The sequence below is a fragment of the Marinomonas pontica genome (genome assembly GCF_036322735.1).
GTDB lineage: Bacteria > Pseudomonadota > Gammaproteobacteria > Pseudomonadales > Marinomonadaceae > Marinomonas > Marinomonas pontica.
On sequence record NZ_AP027271.1, the window covers coordinates 3,027,869 to 3,045,227 of the forward strand.

Annotated in this window: 17 protein-coding genes; 10 read left to right on the top strand and 7 right to left on the bottom strand. The window is 44.9% G+C overall.

Annotated elements, in window-relative coordinates; all coding sequences use genetic code 11:
- The first annotated feature begins 1 nt into the window (after position 1).
- Genes ubiB through tatC form a run of 5 tightly spaced genes read left to right on the top strand, consistent with a single transcriptional unit; the run spans position 2 to position 3,500 of the window.
- Positions 2-1,645 (top strand): ubiquinone biosynthesis regulatory protein kinase UbiB, encoded by a 1,644-nt coding sequence (gene ubiB, locus AABA11_RS14300; protein ID WP_338268987.1) that lies wholly within the window; start codon positions 2-4, stop codon positions 1,643-1,645.
- 16 nt (positions 1,646-1,661) lie between these two features.
- Complete coding sequence (locus tag AABA11_RS14305; RefSeq protein WP_265729483.1) at positions 1,662-1,994, top strand: phosphoribosyl-ATP diphosphatase; 333 nt, start codon at positions 1,662-1,664, stop codon at positions 1,992-1,994.
- Between the two features lie 17 nt (positions 1,995-2,011).
- Positions 2,012-2,230, top strand: a complete 219-nt coding sequence (gene tatA, locus AABA11_RS14310) for a Sec-independent protein translocase subunit TatA (RefSeq protein WP_265729484.1) — start codon at positions 2,012-2,014, stop codon at positions 2,228-2,230.
- A gap of 3 nt (positions 2,231-2,233) precedes the next feature.
- The gene (gene tatB / locus AABA11_RS14315; RefSeq protein ID WP_338268989.1) at positions 2,234-2,683 is read left to right on the top strand and encodes a Sec-independent protein translocase protein TatB; all 450 of its coding nucleotides are present in this window, start codon (positions 2,234-2,236) and stop codon (positions 2,681-2,683) included.
- Positions 2,684-2,723: 40 nt separating this feature from the next.
- Positions 2,724-3,500 carry a twin-arginine translocase subunit TatC gene (tatC, locus tag AABA11_RS14320; protein ID WP_338268991.1) on the top strand — a complete coding sequence of 259 codons (777 nt, stop codon included), beginning with the start codon at positions 2,724-2,726 and terminating at the stop codon, positions 3,498-3,500.
- On the opposite strand, the gene dtd is transcribed toward tatC, so the two are convergent.
- The 3 genes from dtd to thiI all read right to left on the bottom strand — a co-directional run bounded on the left by dtd (position 3,497) and on the right by thiI (position 7,622).
- The gene (gene dtd, locus AABA11_RS14325) at positions 3,497-3,931 is read right to left on the bottom strand and encodes a D-aminoacyl-tRNA deacylase (protein ID WP_338268993.1); all 435 of its coding nucleotides are present in this window, start codon (positions 3,929-3,931) and stop codon (positions 3,497-3,499) included. The two genes, tatC and dtd, sit on opposite strands and share 4 nt — an antisense overlap.
- A gap of 169 nt (positions 3,932-4,100) precedes the next feature.
- Entirely contained in the window at positions 4,101-5,921 is a 1,821-nt protein-coding gene (gene typA / locus AABA11_RS14330; RefSeq protein ID WP_338268995.1) for a translational GTPase TypA, read from the bottom strand.
- 249 nt (positions 5,922-6,170) lie between these two features.
- Entirely contained in the window at positions 6,171-7,622 is a 1,452-nt protein-coding gene (gene thiI / locus AABA11_RS14335; RefSeq protein WP_338268997.1) for a tRNA uracil 4-sulfurtransferase ThiI, read from the bottom strand.
- A 347-nt stretch (positions 7,623-7,969) separates the two neighbouring features.
- Here thiI and glnA point away from each other — a divergent pair, with 347 nt between their 5' ends.
- The 5 genes from glnA to tsaC all read left to right on the top strand — a co-directional run bounded on the left by glnA (position 7,970) and on the right by tsaC (position 13,367).
- Positions 7,970-9,376 carry a glutamate--ammonia ligase gene (gene glnA / locus AABA11_RS14340; protein ID WP_265729491.1) on the top strand — a complete coding sequence of 469 codons (1,407 nt, stop codon included), beginning with the start codon at positions 7,970-7,972 and terminating at the stop codon, positions 9,374-9,376.
- A 231-nt stretch (positions 9,377-9,607) separates the two neighbouring features.
- Positions 9,608-10,693: a nitrogen regulation protein NR(II) gene (gene glnL / locus AABA11_RS14345; RefSeq protein ID WP_338269000.1), complete on the top strand. Its 1,086-nt coding sequence runs from the start codon at positions 9,608-9,610 to the stop codon at positions 10,691-10,693.
- Complete coding sequence (ntrC, locus tag AABA11_RS14350) at positions 10,690-12,123, top strand: nitrogen regulation protein NR(I) (protein WP_265729493.1); 1,434 nt, start codon at positions 10,690-10,692, stop codon at positions 12,121-12,123. Before glnL ends, ntrC begins: the two co-directional genes overlap by 4 nt.
- 153 nt (positions 12,124-12,276) lie before the next feature.
- Positions 12,277-12,657, top strand: a complete 381-nt coding sequence (locus tag AABA11_RS14355; protein WP_265729494.1) for a DUF3461 family protein — start codon at positions 12,277-12,279, stop codon at positions 12,655-12,657.
- Positions 12,658-12,809: 152 nt separating this feature from the next.
- Complete coding sequence (gene tsaC, locus AABA11_RS14360; protein ID WP_338269004.1) at positions 12,810-13,367, top strand: L-threonylcarbamoyladenylate synthase type 1 TsaC; 558 nt, start codon at positions 12,810-12,812, stop codon at positions 13,365-13,367.
- Between the two features lie 162 nt (positions 13,368-13,529).
- On the opposite strand, the gene AABA11_RS14365 is transcribed toward tsaC, so the two are convergent.
- Genes AABA11_RS14365 through AABA11_RS14380 form a run of 4 tightly spaced genes read right to left on the bottom strand, consistent with a single transcriptional unit; the run spans position 13,530 to position 17,304 of the window.
- Positions 13,530-14,243: an ABC transporter ATP-binding protein gene (locus AABA11_RS14365; protein WP_265729496.1), complete on the bottom strand. Its 714-nt coding sequence runs from the start codon at positions 14,241-14,243 to the stop codon at positions 13,530-13,532.
- Complete coding sequence (locus AABA11_RS14370) at positions 14,240-15,121, bottom strand: ABC transporter ATP-binding protein (RefSeq protein WP_338269007.1); 882 nt, start codon at positions 15,119-15,121, stop codon at positions 14,240-14,242. The genes AABA11_RS14365 and AABA11_RS14370 overlap by 4 nt, the downstream gene beginning before the upstream one ends.
- On the bottom strand, positions 15,118-16,392 hold the full coding sequence (gene livM / locus AABA11_RS14375) for a high-affinity branched-chain amino acid ABC transporter permease LivM (RefSeq protein WP_338269009.1): 1,275 nt from the start codon (positions 16,390-16,392) through the stop codon (positions 15,118-15,120). Before livM ends, AABA11_RS14370 begins: the two co-directional genes overlap by 4 nt.
- Positions 16,393-17,304, bottom strand: coding sequence for an ABC transporter permease subunit (locus tag AABA11_RS14380; RefSeq protein WP_011978557.1), 912 nt, complete (start codon positions 17,302-17,304; stop codon positions 16,393-16,395).
- Positions 17,305-17,359: the final 55 nt, after the last annotated feature.

The window sequence follows — 17,359 nt, forward strand, 5'->3', positions numbered from 1 at the left end:
CATGCTAACCAGTACTTTTCGATTACTGCGCATACTGTTTACGGTTGTGCGCTTTCGCCTTGATGTGTTTATCCCATTTGCTCTTTTGCCTTGGTACATACGTTACACAGTCGGTGCCGTATGCTCTATCGGACGTCATAGAGCCAGCAAAAATAAAGGCGAACGTTTACGTCTAGCCTTAGAGTCACTTGGCCCTATTTTCGTAAAGTTTGGACAGATTTTATCGACAAGACGCGATCTTCTGGACGACGACATCGCCGATGAACTTGCCAAATTACAAGACAAAGTGCCTGCGTTTTCAGGGCAGGTAGCGCAAGCGATTATTGAGCGAGATTTGAAAGCACCGGTGGCGGAGTTATTTGCAAAATTTGACTCAACACCATTGGCATCGGCTTCTATTGCTCAGGTTCACACCGCAACCTTGCACACTGGAGAAGAGATTGTCGTCAAAGTCATTCGACCGAATATTCAAAAAACCATCAGCAAAGACATTAGCCTGCTGTACACATTAGCGCATCTGGTCGCCAATATGAGTGCCGATGGTCGACGACTTCGCCCTGTAGAAGTGGTGACAGATTATGAATACACCATTTTAGACGAACTCGACCTAGCAAAAGAAGCCGCTAACACCGGCTTACTGCAACGTAACTTTACTGACTCTGAGTTGCTGTATGTTCCGCAAGTTTATTGGGATTTCAGCCATCGCAATGTCATGGTAATGGAACGCATTTCAGGCATTCCTGTCGCCGACATTGCCGCGCTAAACAAAGCCAATGTGGACATGAAGTGCCTGGCCGAGCGCGGTGTTGAAATCTTTTTTACCCAAGTGTTTTCCCATAGCTTTTTCCATGCTGACATGCACCCAGGGAATATTTTTGTTGATGTAAGCAACCCTCAAAAACCAAAATACATTGCGATCGATTGCGCCATTATGGGCAGCTTGGATGATGCAGATAAAAGCTATTTGGCGCGTAATTTGTTGGCGTTTTTCCAGCGTGATTATCGTCTGGTTGCTGAGTTGCACGTGGAAAGTGGTTGGGTACCCAAAGGCACGCCCGTTCACGCATTTGAATCTGCAATCCGCAGTGTTTGTGAGCCCATGTTTGCCAAACCTTTGAAAGACATTTCTTTTGGACAAGTACTGATTGGGCTGTTCCAAACCGCTCGCCGTTTTAATATGGAAGTGCAGCCGCAACTGGTTTTGCTCGAAAAAACCTTGCTGAATATTGAGGGACTGGGGCGTCAGCTCTACCCAGATTTGGATCTTTGGGTAACAGCAAAACCTTTCCTAGAACGTTGGATGCGGGAACAAATGGGGCCTAAACGCGTCATGGAAGAAGTCCGTAAACAAGCACCACAATGGGCCGGACAACTCCCCCAGATACCAAACTTGATCTTCACGGCCTTATCGCAAATGTCGCATCAAGAAGAGCGCATACAGGCACAGACCGAAGCGATAACGCAACTTGGTAAAGAGCTGAAAAGCAGCCGACAAAATTTGCCATTTAGATTACTTGGCGCATTAAGCATTGGCGCAGCTTGGGTCATCACCGATCCCGTATCTTTACAACATTTAAAGGTTGCCGACATGACCAGTTTAGGCTTATTTTTAGTTGGCCTATATTTACTTGTCTTAAAACCGTAACATTTGAGAGACTATAATGAATTCCGATGTATTGGCTGAATTAGCAGCGACTCTAGAACAACGTAAAACAGCAGCGGCAGACTCTTCATACGTAGCCAGTCTACATGCGAAAGGATTAAACAAAATCCTAGAAAAGGTAGGCGAAGAAAGCATTGAAACCATTATCGCAGCCAAAGATGCCGTGATTTCAGGTGACAAATCTGATCTGATTTATGAAACCGCCGACCTTTGGTTCCATACGCTTGTCATGTTATCTCACTTAGATATTGGCCCAGATGCTATCCTTGATGAACTGGCTCGTCGCTTTAACCTGTCTGGTCTTGATGAAAAAGCCAACAGAACCAAATAAACCGTAGGAGTAAAGTTATGTTAGGTGGAATCAGTATTTGGCAATTACTTATTGTCTTAGCCATTTTGGTGTTGATTTTCGGCACGAAAAAGCTCAAAAACTTAGGCTCTGATTTAGGTGGCGCGGTCAAAGGTTTCAAAGAAGCCGTGGACAAAGACAGCGACACAGAAGCCGACAAAACCGCTCAGCATAAAGTCATTGATGCCGAAGCGAAAAAAGACGATAAGAGCGCTTAAGCTGTGTTCGACATTGGCTTTTCAGAACTTCTTGTCGTCTTCGTCGTTGGCTTACTTATTTTAGGCCCTGAACGTTTGCCACATGCGGCAAAAACGGCAGGGCTTTGGGTTCGTAAAATTCGTCGCAGTATTAACTCAGTTCAACGAGAAATCAACGCTCAGTTGGATCAAGAAGAACTGCAACAAAAAATCAATGAAACCAACCAGCGACTGCTTAAAGAAGGCCAAGCCATTCAAAATACGATTACGCCTTATCCTGAAACGTTCGGCACGCCAGCAGATCAGGCACCTGAGCCACAAGCAGATATCCTAGACACTGACACAGCTAAAGCCACAGCCACAGCCACAGCCACAGCCACAGCCACAGCCACAAATGAAAACAAAACCGTGCCAGAGGCCAGCAAGCCCACTGAATCAAAGACAGTAACGGATACGACAAGCACTCAACCTTAGTGGCTATATTTTCTACATGACAGCGGACACATAACGCATTATGAGCACAGATTCTTCTAACCAAGCCCCATTGGTTGCTCACCTGATTGAGCTGAGAAACCGTTTATTAAAATGCGTTCTTGCGATACTCATTTTATTTATTGGCTTATATTCGTTCGCAAATGATCTGTATTTGATCGTGTCGGAACCTCTGAGATTGTTGCTGCCTGCTGGCAGCTCTTTGATTGCAACCGAGGTGGCGTCGCCTTTTCTTGCCCCGTTAAAACTGACATTTGCAGTGGCTGTTCTCATCTCGGTGCCATACACGCTATTTCAGGCTTGGTCCTTTATCGCCCCAGCGTTGTACAAAAACGAGAAACAAATCGCGATTCCTTTGCTGATTTCGAGCATTTTTCTTTTTTATGCCGGCGTGGTTTTTGCCTATTACGTCGTTCTACCGCTTATTTTTGGTTTCTTCACCACTGTCGGACCAGGTGAAGTGACCGTAATGACAGACATCAACAACTACTTAAACTTTGTCTTAAAACTGTTTTTTGCGTTTGGTGTGACCTTTGAAATTCCAGTAGCAACGTATTTACTGATCAAGGCCGGCGTGACAACGGTTGCCACTCTATCGAAAAAGCGCCCGTATATTTTCCTAGGATGTTTTGTGGTGGGCATGCTCATCACGCCACCCGATATATTTTCACAAACCCTGCTCGCCATACCTATGTGGCTTTTGTTCGAGCTTGGTTTGATTGCCGGTCGCACCGTCAAAGTCGTGGTCGATGGTTCACAAACGGAAGAAGACAGCGAAGCCTCTCACACTACATCTTAATCGAGCATAAAAGTAACAGGCCCATCGTTGGTAAAGGACACTTTCATGTCGGCACCAAAACGGCCTGTTTCAACTCGCTGATATTGTGCTCTCACCTTCTCCACAAAATCGTTAAACAAACGCTCTGCTTCAGACGGGACAGCCGCTGTGGAAAAGCCAGGGCGCAGGCCTTTTTTGGTCTCTGCCGCCAAGGTAAATTGAGAGACCAATAACACGCCACCACCGACTTGCTGAACATTGAGGTTCATCTTTCCCTCTTCATCACTAAACATGCGGTATTTCAAAAGTTTATCTGCCAATCTTTGAGCATCCGCTTCGGTATCGCCTTTTTCAATGCCAACCAACACCAGCTGCCCATGATCAATGGCTCCTACCGTGTCACCCTCTACAACAACGCTCGCGTTCAATGCTCGCTGCACCAATACTTTCATTGCACTCGCCCTCTTTCTTTTGGCTCTTCTTACGTTACGACCTTAACAACCCCCAGATAAAACAAAAGCGCCCGAAGGCGCTTCTGTCGCTCACGGATTCATTTGCATGAACCCATTTGCTGCTGCTCTATAAAAACAACGTATTTAAAGTATTACGCTAAGCAAAAGCTTACTTACGACCAGCGCGTTTACGCTCGTTTTCAGTCAATAGCTTCTTACGAATACGAATGCTTTCTGGTGTTACTTCTACCAATTCATCGTCTTCAATAAACTCAAGCGCTTGCTCAAGTGTATGGCGAATTGGTGGCGTCAAAGTCAACGCTTCATCTGTACCAGAAGCACGCATGTTCGTTAACTGCTTACCTTTAACAGGGTTAACCGTTAGGTCGTTATCGCGTGAATGGATACCGATTACTTGACCTTCGTACACTTCAACCGCATGACCTAGGAACAAACGACCACGGCTTTGTAGGTTGAACAATGCAAATGCTGCTGTCTTACCCGTCACCATGCTGATCAATACACCGTTTTGGCGTCCACCTACATCACCGTCTTTTACTGGACCGTAATGGTCAAATACGCTGGTCATGATACCAGAGCCAGAAGTCAATGTTAGGAACAAGCCACGGAAGCCGATCAATCCACGAGAAGGCGTCATGAACTCAAGACGAACACGACCTTTACCATCTGGTTCCATGTTAGTTAACTCAGCTTTACGTAAGCCAAGCTCTTCCATGATAGAACCTTGATGCTGTTCTTCAACGTCGATAACAACCAACTCAAATGGTTCTTGAATTTTGCCGTCGATTTCTTTTTGAACTACTTCAGGACGAGAAACACCCATCTCGAAGCCTTCACGACGCATGCTTTCAATCAAAACAGAAAGGTGAAGCTCACCACGACCAGAAACAATGAATTTATCCGGTGCATCACCTTGGCTTACGCGCAACGCTACGTTGTGGATAAGCTCTTGATCCAAACGGTCTTTGATATTACGAGAAGTAACAAATTTACCTTCTTTACCAGCAAACGGAGAATCGTTCACCATGAAGGTCATGCTTACTGTTGGCTCATCTACAGACAATGCAGGAAGCGCTTCTACGCACTCTGGGTTACATAGCGTGTCAGAAATACTTAGGCCATCGATACCATTAATACAAACGATATCACCCGCAGACGCTTTTGTTGTATCTACACGAGCTAGACCGTGGTAACCCTTAACGTTTAGAACTTTACCTTTACGCTCTTTACCGTCAGCAGATTTGATTACTACTTGCTGGTTTGGAGACAAGCTACCACGAGTGATACGGCCGATACCGATAACGCCAACGTACGCATCGTAGTCCAATGCAGACACCTGCATTTGGAACATACCTTCTGGATCAACATCAGGAACAGGCACGCTGTCTACGATCATTTGGTAAAGTGGCACCATGTCTTCGGCCATGTTTTCTGGGTCATTACCAGAAATACCGTTGATTGCAGAGGCATAAATAACAGGGAAGTCTAATTGCTCTTCTGTTGCACCAAGGCTATCGAACAAGTCAAATACTTGATCCATAACCCAATCTGGACGAGCGCCAGGGCGGTCAATTTTGTTAATAACAACGATTGGACGAAGACCACGCTCAAATGCTTTTGATGTTACGAAACGAGTTTGTGGCATTGGGCCATCAACTGCGTCAACCAACAACAATACAGAGTCAACCATGGACAATACACGTTCTACTTCACCGCCGAAGTCAGCGTGTCCAGGTGTGTCTACGATATTGATACGGTAATCGTTCCACATGATGGACGTGTTTTTCGCCAAAATGGTGATACCGCGCTCTTTTTCTTGGTCGTTAGAGTCCATGATTCGCTCTGAACCAAGGTCTTTACGATCTAGCGTACCAGATTGTGTTAATAACTGATCAACCAAGGTAGTTTTACCATGGTCAACGTGGGCAATAATAGCTACGTTACGTAACTTATTGATATCATTAGACATTTATAGTTCTCTGCATTTAGCGTGAGCAAAAAGATAAACTGCCGCTTGATACGGGCAGATATGCTCTTCAAGCGTCTCGGATCTTGGTGCGGGATAAAATTCGCGCAATTGTACCCTTATATTTGTGAAGATCCCATTAAAGTGGCCAAAAAAGTCTATAAAAATACTTCAATTGGATAAAAAGCGCATTTGAATAAAAACGATAGCATTTAAACACTACAAAAATACTACCGTTTTTTTAACACTGATTTAAGGCAAATATACTCCGACATTTTCATGCCCTTTGCCCAATAAGTAAGACGCGTGCATTCGACTCATGACGCCCTTGCCACAGTACAGTAAATGCATTGTGTCTTTATCAAGATCAGACCAATTAGAATCCAATGCAAAAAATGGAATCACTTTGACAGGACGACCGCTGACTTTCAATGGGCGGTTACTGGCTTCATCTGGGTGACGGATATCGATGATCACTTCGTCTCCCACGGGCATACGCACCACAGGCACTTCACCTTGATATTGCTTAGAAACATCGTCCATTACATTTTGAATCGACATAACTTGAGCGTTCTCAATGGCACTTTCCAACACGGCAAAGTCAAAGTTCGACTCTTGTTTTTCCACGCGATGCATTTTTGCTCGCGTTGTTGGCTTAACCGAAATCACACCACAAAACTCAGGCATACTGGCCGCAAATGGCGCAGTGCCGATTTCGATGGCCTTATCAATGATGACTTGCTTATTCGTCGTAATCAAAGGACGCAGTACCAGCTCTTCTGTCACCTGATCGATCACTTTTAAATTCATCAAGGTTTGACTAGAAACTTGCGCCACACTTTCACCCGTTACCAACGCTTTCGCCCCGACTTCGCCCATCAACTGAGAAGCCGCACGCAACATCATGCGTTTTAAGATAACGCCCATCTCGGCGTTGTCCACTTTGGTTAAAATCTCACCGACCACAGCCTCAAAAGGCACAGTAATGAATTTTACATTCAGTGCGGAACCGTATTTTTCCCAGATAAAATTGGACACTTGCTTAACGCCAATTTCATGAGCATCTCCGCCCAAATTAAAGAAGCAAAAATGCGTTTTCAAGCCTCGACTCATGGTTAAGTAGGAGCTTACTGTTGAGTCGTAACCACCTGACATTAAAGACAACACAGAATCTTGGGACCCTAACGGATAACCGCCAAGGCCTTCAACTCGTTGTTCAATCATCCACACTCGATCATCACGAATATCAATAGGTACCAATACTTCAGGATTTTTCAAGCGCACCGCTAAGGCGCCGCAGCGTGCTTTTAAACAACCGCCAATATGACGTTCAGCATCCACAGAAGTAAAGTCATGCTGGCCGACACGTTTTACTCGTACTGCGAAAACAGCGTCTTTTAACGCATCGCCATAAGAAACCACCGCTTGCTCTACAATGTCATCAAGGTCGACCAAAGGGAATTCACGAACATACTGGAAATGAGCAATACCGGCGATACAAGACAATGCCTCTGTGAACTCTTGTCGCAATGTGTCTTTATCGGAAAAAATTTCAATAAAGTCCCAATTACCTGAAACAATGACATCGGCATCGTGCTTCTTTAATACCAGTTTCACATTATGGCGGAGTTGTTTAATAAACGCCTTTCTTACTGGACGACTTTTGATGGTGATTTCTGCAAAGAATTTAACAATGAATTTCATAAGGTTTGAGGTTTTTACCGGATAGTGTAATTTAGGCGCATAGTATAAAGAAAAGCCAATCGATACGAAAACGCTAAATTTGCACCAAAAGAAAACAATCAGCCTTATTTTTGCACCAACAAGGTGCATTTAAGCAATTTCAAAGCGCTATTTTGGCCAAAGTGAATAACAACAAGGATCAAAAAAAACCTATCTTATTGTTATTTATGAACTTATTGTCTCGCACAAAATTCTGGCACAAGTTGTGCTTACCTTATAATCGATGAATAACTAGACAAACGGCGCTTTACATTGAAGCCCCCTTAAATCAAAAGTAATTTTGCTTTTACTATGACTGGAGAACAACTATGTCAAACAAGACCCTTGCCTTGATTGCTGAGCATGACGCGAAGTGGGTTGACCTTCGCTTTACCGATTTTAAAGGTAAAGAACAACACGTATCTATTCCAGCTATTACGGTAGATGAAGAATTTTTTGAAAACGGTCAGATGTTTGATGGCTCTTCCATCGCTGGCTGGAAAGGCATCAACGAATCCGACATGATCATGATGCCTCAGGACGATACGGCGATTATCGACCCTTTCACTGAAGAGCCAACGGTTATTGTTCGTTGTAACGTTATCGAGCCTTCTACTATGCAAGGTTACGACCGTGACCCACGCTCTGTTGCTCTACGTGCAGAAGAATTCCTAAAATCAACAGGTCTTGGCGACACTGCGTTCTTTGGCCCAGAGCCAGAGTTCTTCATCTTTGATGATGTTAAATGGAAAACAGACATGTCAGGTTGTTCTGTAGAGATCAACTCTGAAGAAGCGGCTTGGTCTTCTAACAAGAAATTCGAAGGCGGCAACATGGGCCACCGTCCTTTCGTTAAAGGCGGTTACTTCCCAGTTCCACCAGTAGACTCTCATCACGACCTACGTGCTGCAATGTGTGGCGCGATGGAGACTATGGGTCTTGTGATCGAAGTTCATCACCACGAAGTAGCAACAGCGGGTCAGAACGAAATCGGCGTTAAATTTAACACTCTAGTTAAAAAAGCCGACGAAGTTCAAATCCTTAAGTACTGCGTACACAACGTAGCGCACGCTTACGGAAAAACAGCGACCTTCATGCCTAAACCAATCGTTGGTGACAACGGTTCTGGTATGCACGTTCACCAGTCTTTCTGGAAAAACGGCGAAAACCAATTCGCAGGTGACCAATATGCCGGTCTATCTGAAATGGCGCTTTACTACATCGGCGGTATCATCAAGCACGCTAAAGCATTGAACGCGTTCACTAACGCTTCAACTAACTCTTACAAGCGTCTTGTACCTCACTTCGAAGCACCTGTTATGCTTGCATATTCTGCACGTAACCGTTCTGCTTCTATCCGTATCCCATACGTTGCAAGCCCTAAAGGCAAGCGTATTGAAGCTCGTTTCCCTGATCCAACCGCTAACCCATACTTGGCATTCGCAGCTATGTTGATGGCAGGTATTGACGGTATCAAAAACAAGATTCACCCTGGCGATGCAGCGGATAAAGATCTATACGACCTACCAGCTGAAGAAGCGTTGGCCATTCCTCAGGTTGCTGGCAGCCTAGAAGAAGCGCTTAAGTGCCTAGATGAAGACCGCGCATTCTTAACTCAAGGTGGCGTTTTCTCTGACGACATGATCGATGCTTACATCGACCTTAAGACTGGTGAAGCTCGTCGCGTATCTATGACAACTCACCCACTTGAGTTCGAACTTTACTACAGCGTGTAATAGCAATATTCGCTAAGTAATTCACAAAAAGCCCCGACACAGATCGGGGCTTTTTTTTGCACTAAAAAAAACATCAACACCATAGCGCACAAAAACAGTGCATAATGTTTTCCTGACAAACGCAAAAACCTTAATAAACAAGCCATTCTAGGCTGCCCAATGTTGGTTCGCTTTTTGCAGTTGTTATAAAAGGAAACCATAAAAGCAGGAGTCAATAGAGAGGCACTGTCTGTGTATAGTTTATTAATCGACCATTTATCTACGGCTATTGTTCAACTGAATGACCAGCTTGAGATCGAATATCTGAATCCTGCAGCCGAAATGTTGCTGGCGGTCAGCCGCCGTCGAATTTATGGCAGTGACATTAACGCCGCCTTTCGTGAAGACGAAGACAGCATTCAAGCCTTGCATGCCGCTATCGAGTCTGGCCACCCTTTTACTAAGCGCGAAGCGGAAATAGAGTGCAGTAACAACAAAAAGCTCTTTTGCGACTACACGGTCACACCAGTCATGGGCACGTCCAATGATACGGAAAGCTTAATCATTGAGCTGTATCCACGCGATCGCATGAAGCGTATCTCACAAGAAGATGAAATCATCGCGAACCACGAAAGCAGCAAAGAACTGGTGCGCGGCTTGGCTCATGAAATCAAAAACCCACTTGGCGGTATTCGCGGCGCCGCGCAACTTATCAGCCGAGCGTTTACCGATGAAGCACTAAACGATTACACACAGGTGATCATTGAAGAGTCCGATCGGTTACGTGATCTTGTTGACCGTTTGTTAGGGCCGAGACAACTACCGAAGAACAAACCTCTCAACATACACAAGGTCATAGAACGCGTTAGACAACTGATCTCAGTTGAGACAGACAATCAAATCCAACTCATTCGAGATTATGACCCAAGTATTCCAGACCTCATTGGCGACGAGTCGCAATTGATCCAAGCGCTGTTGAATGTGACACGCAACGCCATGCAAGCACTCATGGAAGACACCGGCAATCACCACAAAACCATTCACATGGTGACGCGGGCTTTGCGTCAATTCACCATTGGCTCAAAACGCCATCGTTTAGTGTGCAAAATCAGCATTGTCGATAACGGCCCGGGCATTCCAGAAGCCATTCTAAAAACCCTCTTTTACCCAATGGTCAGCGGCAGAGCCGATGGCACAGGCTTAGGCTTATCCATCGCACAGTCTGTTATTCATCAGCACCATGGGATTATTGAATGCAACAGTTACCCGAAGAAAACCGAATTTAATATATTGATTCCCATAGAGACAACAGTCCACGAACAGGAGAAACACACATGACACCAGAAGAAACCGTATGGATTGTTGACGACGATCGCTCTATTCGTTGGGTTTTAGAAAAAACACTGGAACAAGAAGGCATTCAATGTCGTCTGTTCGACTCTGCTGAAAACCTCGTCAACATGATTGATAAAGAGCAACCCAGCGCGATCATCAGCGACATACGTATGCCAGGTATGGATGGCCTTAAACTGCTTGAGAAGCTGCAAAAAGATCACCCCTATTTGCCCGTAATCATCATGACCGCCCACTCCGATTTGGAAAGCGCGGTGGCATCTTATCAGGGTGGTGCGTTCGAATACTTACCAAAACCTTTCGACGTCGAAGAAGCGGTCAGCTTGGTGAAACGCGCCATGCTCCACCATCGCAACGCAAGACCCAGCACCGACGACATGGAAGTGGCAGAAGAGCCTCAAGTAGACAAAGAAATTATCGGCGAAGCGCCTGCCATGCAGGAAGTTTTCCGCGCCATTGGTCGTCTTGCCAATTCCAACATTACGGTGTTGATTAATGGCGAATCGGGCACAGGCAAAGAGTTGGTTGCACAGGCGTTACACACTCATAGCCCACGAGCATCCAACCCATTTATCGCCTTAAACATGGCGGCCATTCCACACGACCTCATTGAGTCTGAATTATTCGGCCATGAAAAAGGCGCATTCACTGGTGCCAACACACAACGTCGTGGACGCTTTGAACAAGCCAATGGCGGCACCTTATTTTTAGATGAAATCGGCGACATGCCAGCTGAAACCCAAACCCGCTTATTGCGCGTCCTAGCAGATGGTGAGTTTTATCGCGTTGGCGGCCATACGCCCGTTAAAGTGGACGTTCGTATCATTGCCGCGACACACCAAAATTTAGAAAACTTGGTACAAAAAGGCTCATTCCGAGAGGATTTGTTCCACCGACTAAACGTGATTCGCATTCACTTGCCAAAACTGGCAGAACGCCGAGAAGACATTCCAAAATTGGCTCGTCATTTCTTGAGTCGTGCCGCGGATGAACTGTCTGTGGAACCAAAGCAACTCACCAAAGAAACCGAAAATTACCTTACCCAACTCGACTGGCCAGGCAACGTTCGTCAATTAGAGAACACCTGTCGATGGTTGATTGTGATGGCATCAGGCCGAGAAGTGCTTGTCGAAGATTTACCACCGGAATTGCTCGCAGCGGTTCCACACGAGCAACCTTTCGCATCTTGGGAGGAAGCGCTTAAAAATTGGGTCGACAGTACATTAGCCACTGGACAAAAAGGCATACTTGAACAAGCGGTGCCAAAATTTGAGCGAATCATGATTGAAACTGCATTGGCACATACTGGTGGTCGTCGTCGTGATGCTTCTTTGTTACTGGGCTGGGGACGCAACACTCTGACCCGTAAAATCAAAGAGCTCAACATCGATCACGCCGAACAGGATGAAGATTAATAAGGCCTGAGAAACAATCGAGTAATGCAAGCAAGTCTTTTATTATTTGCTTGCATTATCTCAGTTTTCTATTCTTTTAGACTTGCTTTTACTGGCACAATCCCCTACTAATTAAAGATTATTAAATAACGATTAATAAACGGGAAAATAGTTATGTATCCAACACTTCAGTCCATGGGTATCACCAGCATACAGGACATTGAAAAATTCACGTTACGCTACGAAGGCGGTCACGACGTCTTAAAAATTTATTACCGCCGTGAGAAAGGCTCTTTGCTTCCAAAGAGTAAAAAATTCAAATTTGGTCGCTCAACAAAAACCGTATTGGCTGATGGTGGTCAACAAACTTACCGACAAGTACAAGAACCATCATTGATCGTTTTACGAGCGATGGAAGAGCTGGAACAAATCGTCGGTAAGCAGCACGAAACCAAGGCATCAAAAGAAGATTTGATTAAAGAGCTGGAACACCTAGAAAAAGTGGTCAACAGTAAAATCAGTGAGATAAAAGAAAAAATCGAATCGATGCAATAAACCTGTACTGGGTATTTAGCAGAACTTCCCTTTGACCAAGCGATTGCCGTTATCGCTTGGTCAAACAACAATATCAACTGGCTCCCCTCTTTTTTTCTCGCTACAATCTTTCGCATTCTTATCTTCTGTGTACATTTTATAAGCCAATCAATATGAACCTCATTACCTCTGTAGAAGTACTTGCCGACATTATTAGACAAGGCGGCGTTATCGCCTATCCAACTGAAGCTGTTTGGGGGCTGGGTTGTGACCCTTTTAATGAAGCGTCGGTAAGACGTATTTTGACATTGAAAGACCGTCCAGAATCCAAAGGATTAATCTTGGTCGCCGGGGCAAAACAACAACTGACGCCTTGGCTTCAGGCTCTCGACGCTACTTCTGCAGCGCGCCTTGTCAGCCACAATGACATCCCAACATCATGGGTGGTACCCGACAGGACCATTACACCAAGCTGGGTAAGAGGTGAACACCAAAGCGTTGCAATACGTTTATCTCAACACCAGCCGGTTCAACGCCTGTGCGCTGCCTATGACGGCGTTATTGTCTCTACCTCCGCTAACCCTGCAGGATTATCACCCGCAATGAGTGCAGAAGAAGTGCATGCGTATTTCGGTGATAAGATTGACGCTATTTTTCAAGCACCATTGGGCATGGCTTCACAACCTTCGCAAGTACGGGACATTTTAACCGATACGCTTTTTAGAGCGTAACGCCCCACTTCCAACCAGTGTGATTTTTCCTGAAAAATACGACATGAATGCCGAGCAGCCTGTGTAAAACACACTGTTTTATCCACAATAAAAAAGCCACGTTTCATTCCTGATATAAATGAAACGTGGCTTTGATTGAAACGACCAAATATTCGTTTAAGTTTAGTGGCCGCCTAGGTAGGCTTCTCGTACTTCTGGGTTAACCAATAGCTCAGCCCCAGTACCTGTCATACGAATCTCACCGTTGACCATAACGTAACCGCGGTTTGCCAATTTCAAGGCGTGGTTAGCGTTCTGCTCCACCAAAAAGATGGTCATCCCTGTGCTCGCAACGTCTTTCAAAATTTGAAAAATCTGCTTCACGATAATGGGCGCCAAACCTAAACTCGGCTCATCCAACAACAGCAGTTTTGGACGGCTCATCAAGGCACGAGCGATCGCCAACATTTGTTGCTCACCACCAGACATAGTAGAGGCTCGCTGATTGCGGCGCTCCAGTAATCGAGGAAACAGTTCAAACATTTTCTGCATGTCTTCCTCAGCATGATCCATACCGATTGGAATCGTCCCCATCAATAGGTTCTCTTCCACCGACATACTAGGGAAAATCCGGCGACCTTCTGGTGATTGAGCCAAACCATGCGACGCCACATAATGCGCAGATTTTTGCGAAATATCTTCACCGCGATAAATGATTTCACCTGAAGAAATGCGTGGCTGCCCAAAAATAGACATCAATAACGTTGACTTACCCGCACCGTTGGCACCGATTAACGTCACAATCTCACCTTCATTTACGGTAAGAGAGACTTTTTTCAGCGCTTGAATTGGACCGTAATGAACATCTACGTCTTTAAATTCCATCAATGTAGTCATAGTGTTACCTCCTCACCTTCTTCTGCACCAAGGTAAGCAGCAATAACCTTTGGATTACTCTTAATGTCATCAGGGCCGCCTTTCGCAATGACTTCACCATGATCCAGCACTACGATGTAGTCCGAAATATCCATGACCATCCCCATATCGTGCTCGATCAACAACACTGTCGTATTATGCTCATCACGCAATACGCGAATCATTTTGGTCAATGCTTCGGTTTCAGATGGGTTCAAACCAGCCGCAGGCTCATCCAAACACACAATCTCTGGATTCGTACACATAGCACGAGCAATTTCTAAACGACGTTGCTGGCCATATGAAAGTTCACCCGCCAATCGGTTAGCAGAATCCACCAAATCAACCACACCCAACCAATAAAAAGCACGTTCTAACGCGTCTTCTTCGGCTTTTTTATAAGACTTAGTGTTTAAAATACCGGCCAATAAGCTGCGATTTGCTAGCATATGTTGTGCCACCAGCAAATTCTCCACCACCGACATTTCTTTGAACAATCGAATATTCTGAAACGTACGGGCAAGGCCCGCACGGTTCACCAAATGCGAGCCACCAAACATTTTGTATTTAAGGCGAGCAAAGAACGCAAAAGGTGAAAAGAAATCCGTCGTTTTAAACGGTTCGCCTAACACTTTAATGATACTGGTCTCTTTACCGCCAGCAGACAAAATAATCTTACCGCCAGTCGCTTTGTAAAACCCTGTCAAACAGTTAAATACCGTCGTTTTACCCGCTCCGTTCGGACCAATAAGAGCAGAAACAGAGCCTCGTTTAATATCAAAGGTCACGTCATTTAGCGCTTTAATGCCACCAAAATGCATCACCAAGTTTTCAACAGCTAAAACATTTTCTTGGCTCATTTCGTTACCCCTTTTCTCGCAGCAAAACCAGTTCGAGTAACACGAACAATACCTCGAGGTTTCCAGATCATCATAACAACCATCAAAATACCAAACATCAATACTCGGTATTCAGCAAATTCCCTCAATATTTCAGGCAAAACAGTTAAACAGAAGGCAGCAAGTACAACGCCTAAAGTCGAGCCCATTCCACCCAAGACAACGATCGCAAGAATCAATGCAGATTCAAAGAACGTAAATGACGATGGGTTGACGAAACCTTGGTAAGAGGCAAAAAACACACCCGCCAAACCAGCCGTAGAGGCACCTAGCATGAAGGCGGACAGTTTTACCAATACATGGTTTAACCCCAAAGATCGACAAGCAATCTCATCTTCACGTAATGCTTCCCACGCACGACCAATTGGCATTTTTACCAAACGATGCTTAATGAACAATACCGCCCAAACGACGATAAATAGAACCAAATACACAAACATGTACTTGTAAGCGGAATCATAAGGAATATTAAAAAACTCATGGAAAGTTTCACCACTACTAGAACGGCGCTTAAATTCCAAACCAAAGAAAGTAGGAAGTGGTGCAGACACACCGTTTGGCCCATGAGTAAAAGACGCCCAGTTCGTTAAAACAAGTCGAATAATTTCACCAAAACCCAGCGTGACAATGGCCAAATAATCCCCATGCATACGCAAAACAGGGAAACCCAGAATCGCCCCAGCAATGGCCGCCATAACGGCCGCTATCGGCAACATAGACCAAAAGCCCAAGCCTAGGTTTTCATAGCCTAGCGCCAAACCATAAGCACCAATCGCGTAGAAGCCAACAAAACCAAGATCCAGCAACCCCGCCAAACCCACAACGATGTTAAGTCCCAACCCTAGCAAAACGTATATTAGGCCAAGGATAACAACCGTTAAAACGTATTTGGATGCAATAAACGGAATGATTAAGCCTATCACCATGACCAAGGGGATAATCCAGATCATTTTAGATTTATGGCCCGGAGCTAATACCTCCACCCCTTCATTGTTATTCGCGTAACGAAACGCCATCGCCACGCCTTTTTCAGTCTGAAAAAAGCATGACATAACGAAGCGGCCTGCGGCGACAATAGCCACCATCCAAGCGACTTTTCCGAACTCAGCATTAAACTCATATCCATCTAACACGACACCAACAATGGGCCCGAATAAGACCAACGCCATAAAACCGGCAATTAAGGCATCAATGCTACTTTTTTTAAAGTTAATTCCAACTGCTTGGCTCATTTATACTTTCTCCACTTCAGGTTTGCCTAGAAGGCCACTTGGGCGAACAATCAAAATGAGTACTAACAAAGAGAATGAGAAAACATCTTTATAATCAGAACTAATCAACCCAGCAAACAGTGCTTCAGACAATCCAAGAATCAATCCACCTAACATCGCACCTGGTAAGGATCCAATGCCGCCTAATACAGCAGCAGTAAAGGCTTTGATACCAATAATAAAGCCAACATAGAAATCAAATGCACCGTAATCAAGCGTAACCAATACACCCGCCAACGCAGCCATAACGGCACCAATAACGAAAACAGTCGAGATAACCTTGTCCGTATCTATACCCAAAATAGAAGCCATTTTACGGTCTTGTTGGGTCGCTCGACACATACGACCTAGTTTTGTTTTTTGGATAACGTAAGTCAGTACACCCATACCCAAAATAGAAATAAACAAAATGAGCAATTTCATGTACGTGATTTGCACAAAACCATCACCAACATGGAAACGCAAGGCACCGGTTAACAGTGTTGGCACGCCCTGCTGATTTGCACCTTGGCTAAGTTGCACATAGTTTTGCAAAATCAACGACATACCGATCGCAGAAATCAATACAGACAAACGACTGGAGCTTCTTAATGGACGATAGGCAATACGTTCAATTACCCAGCCATAAGCGCCAGTGACAGCAACCGTTAGGAATAAGGTGCCGACAAGAATGATAGGAAAAGATTCGATACCGAAAAATGTTAAAAGTGCTAATGCAATAGCGGTGATATACGCAGAGACCATGTAAACGTCACCATGCGCAAAGTTAATCATGCCGATAATGCCATACACCATGGTGTAGCCGATCGCAATGAGTCCATAAACAGAACCAAGGGTAAGACCGTTTACCAACTGCTGGAGAACGATATCCATCGTAAGACCTCGTGGGAATTTTAATAGAGAAATCAGGAGTGCTCACCTAATCCGT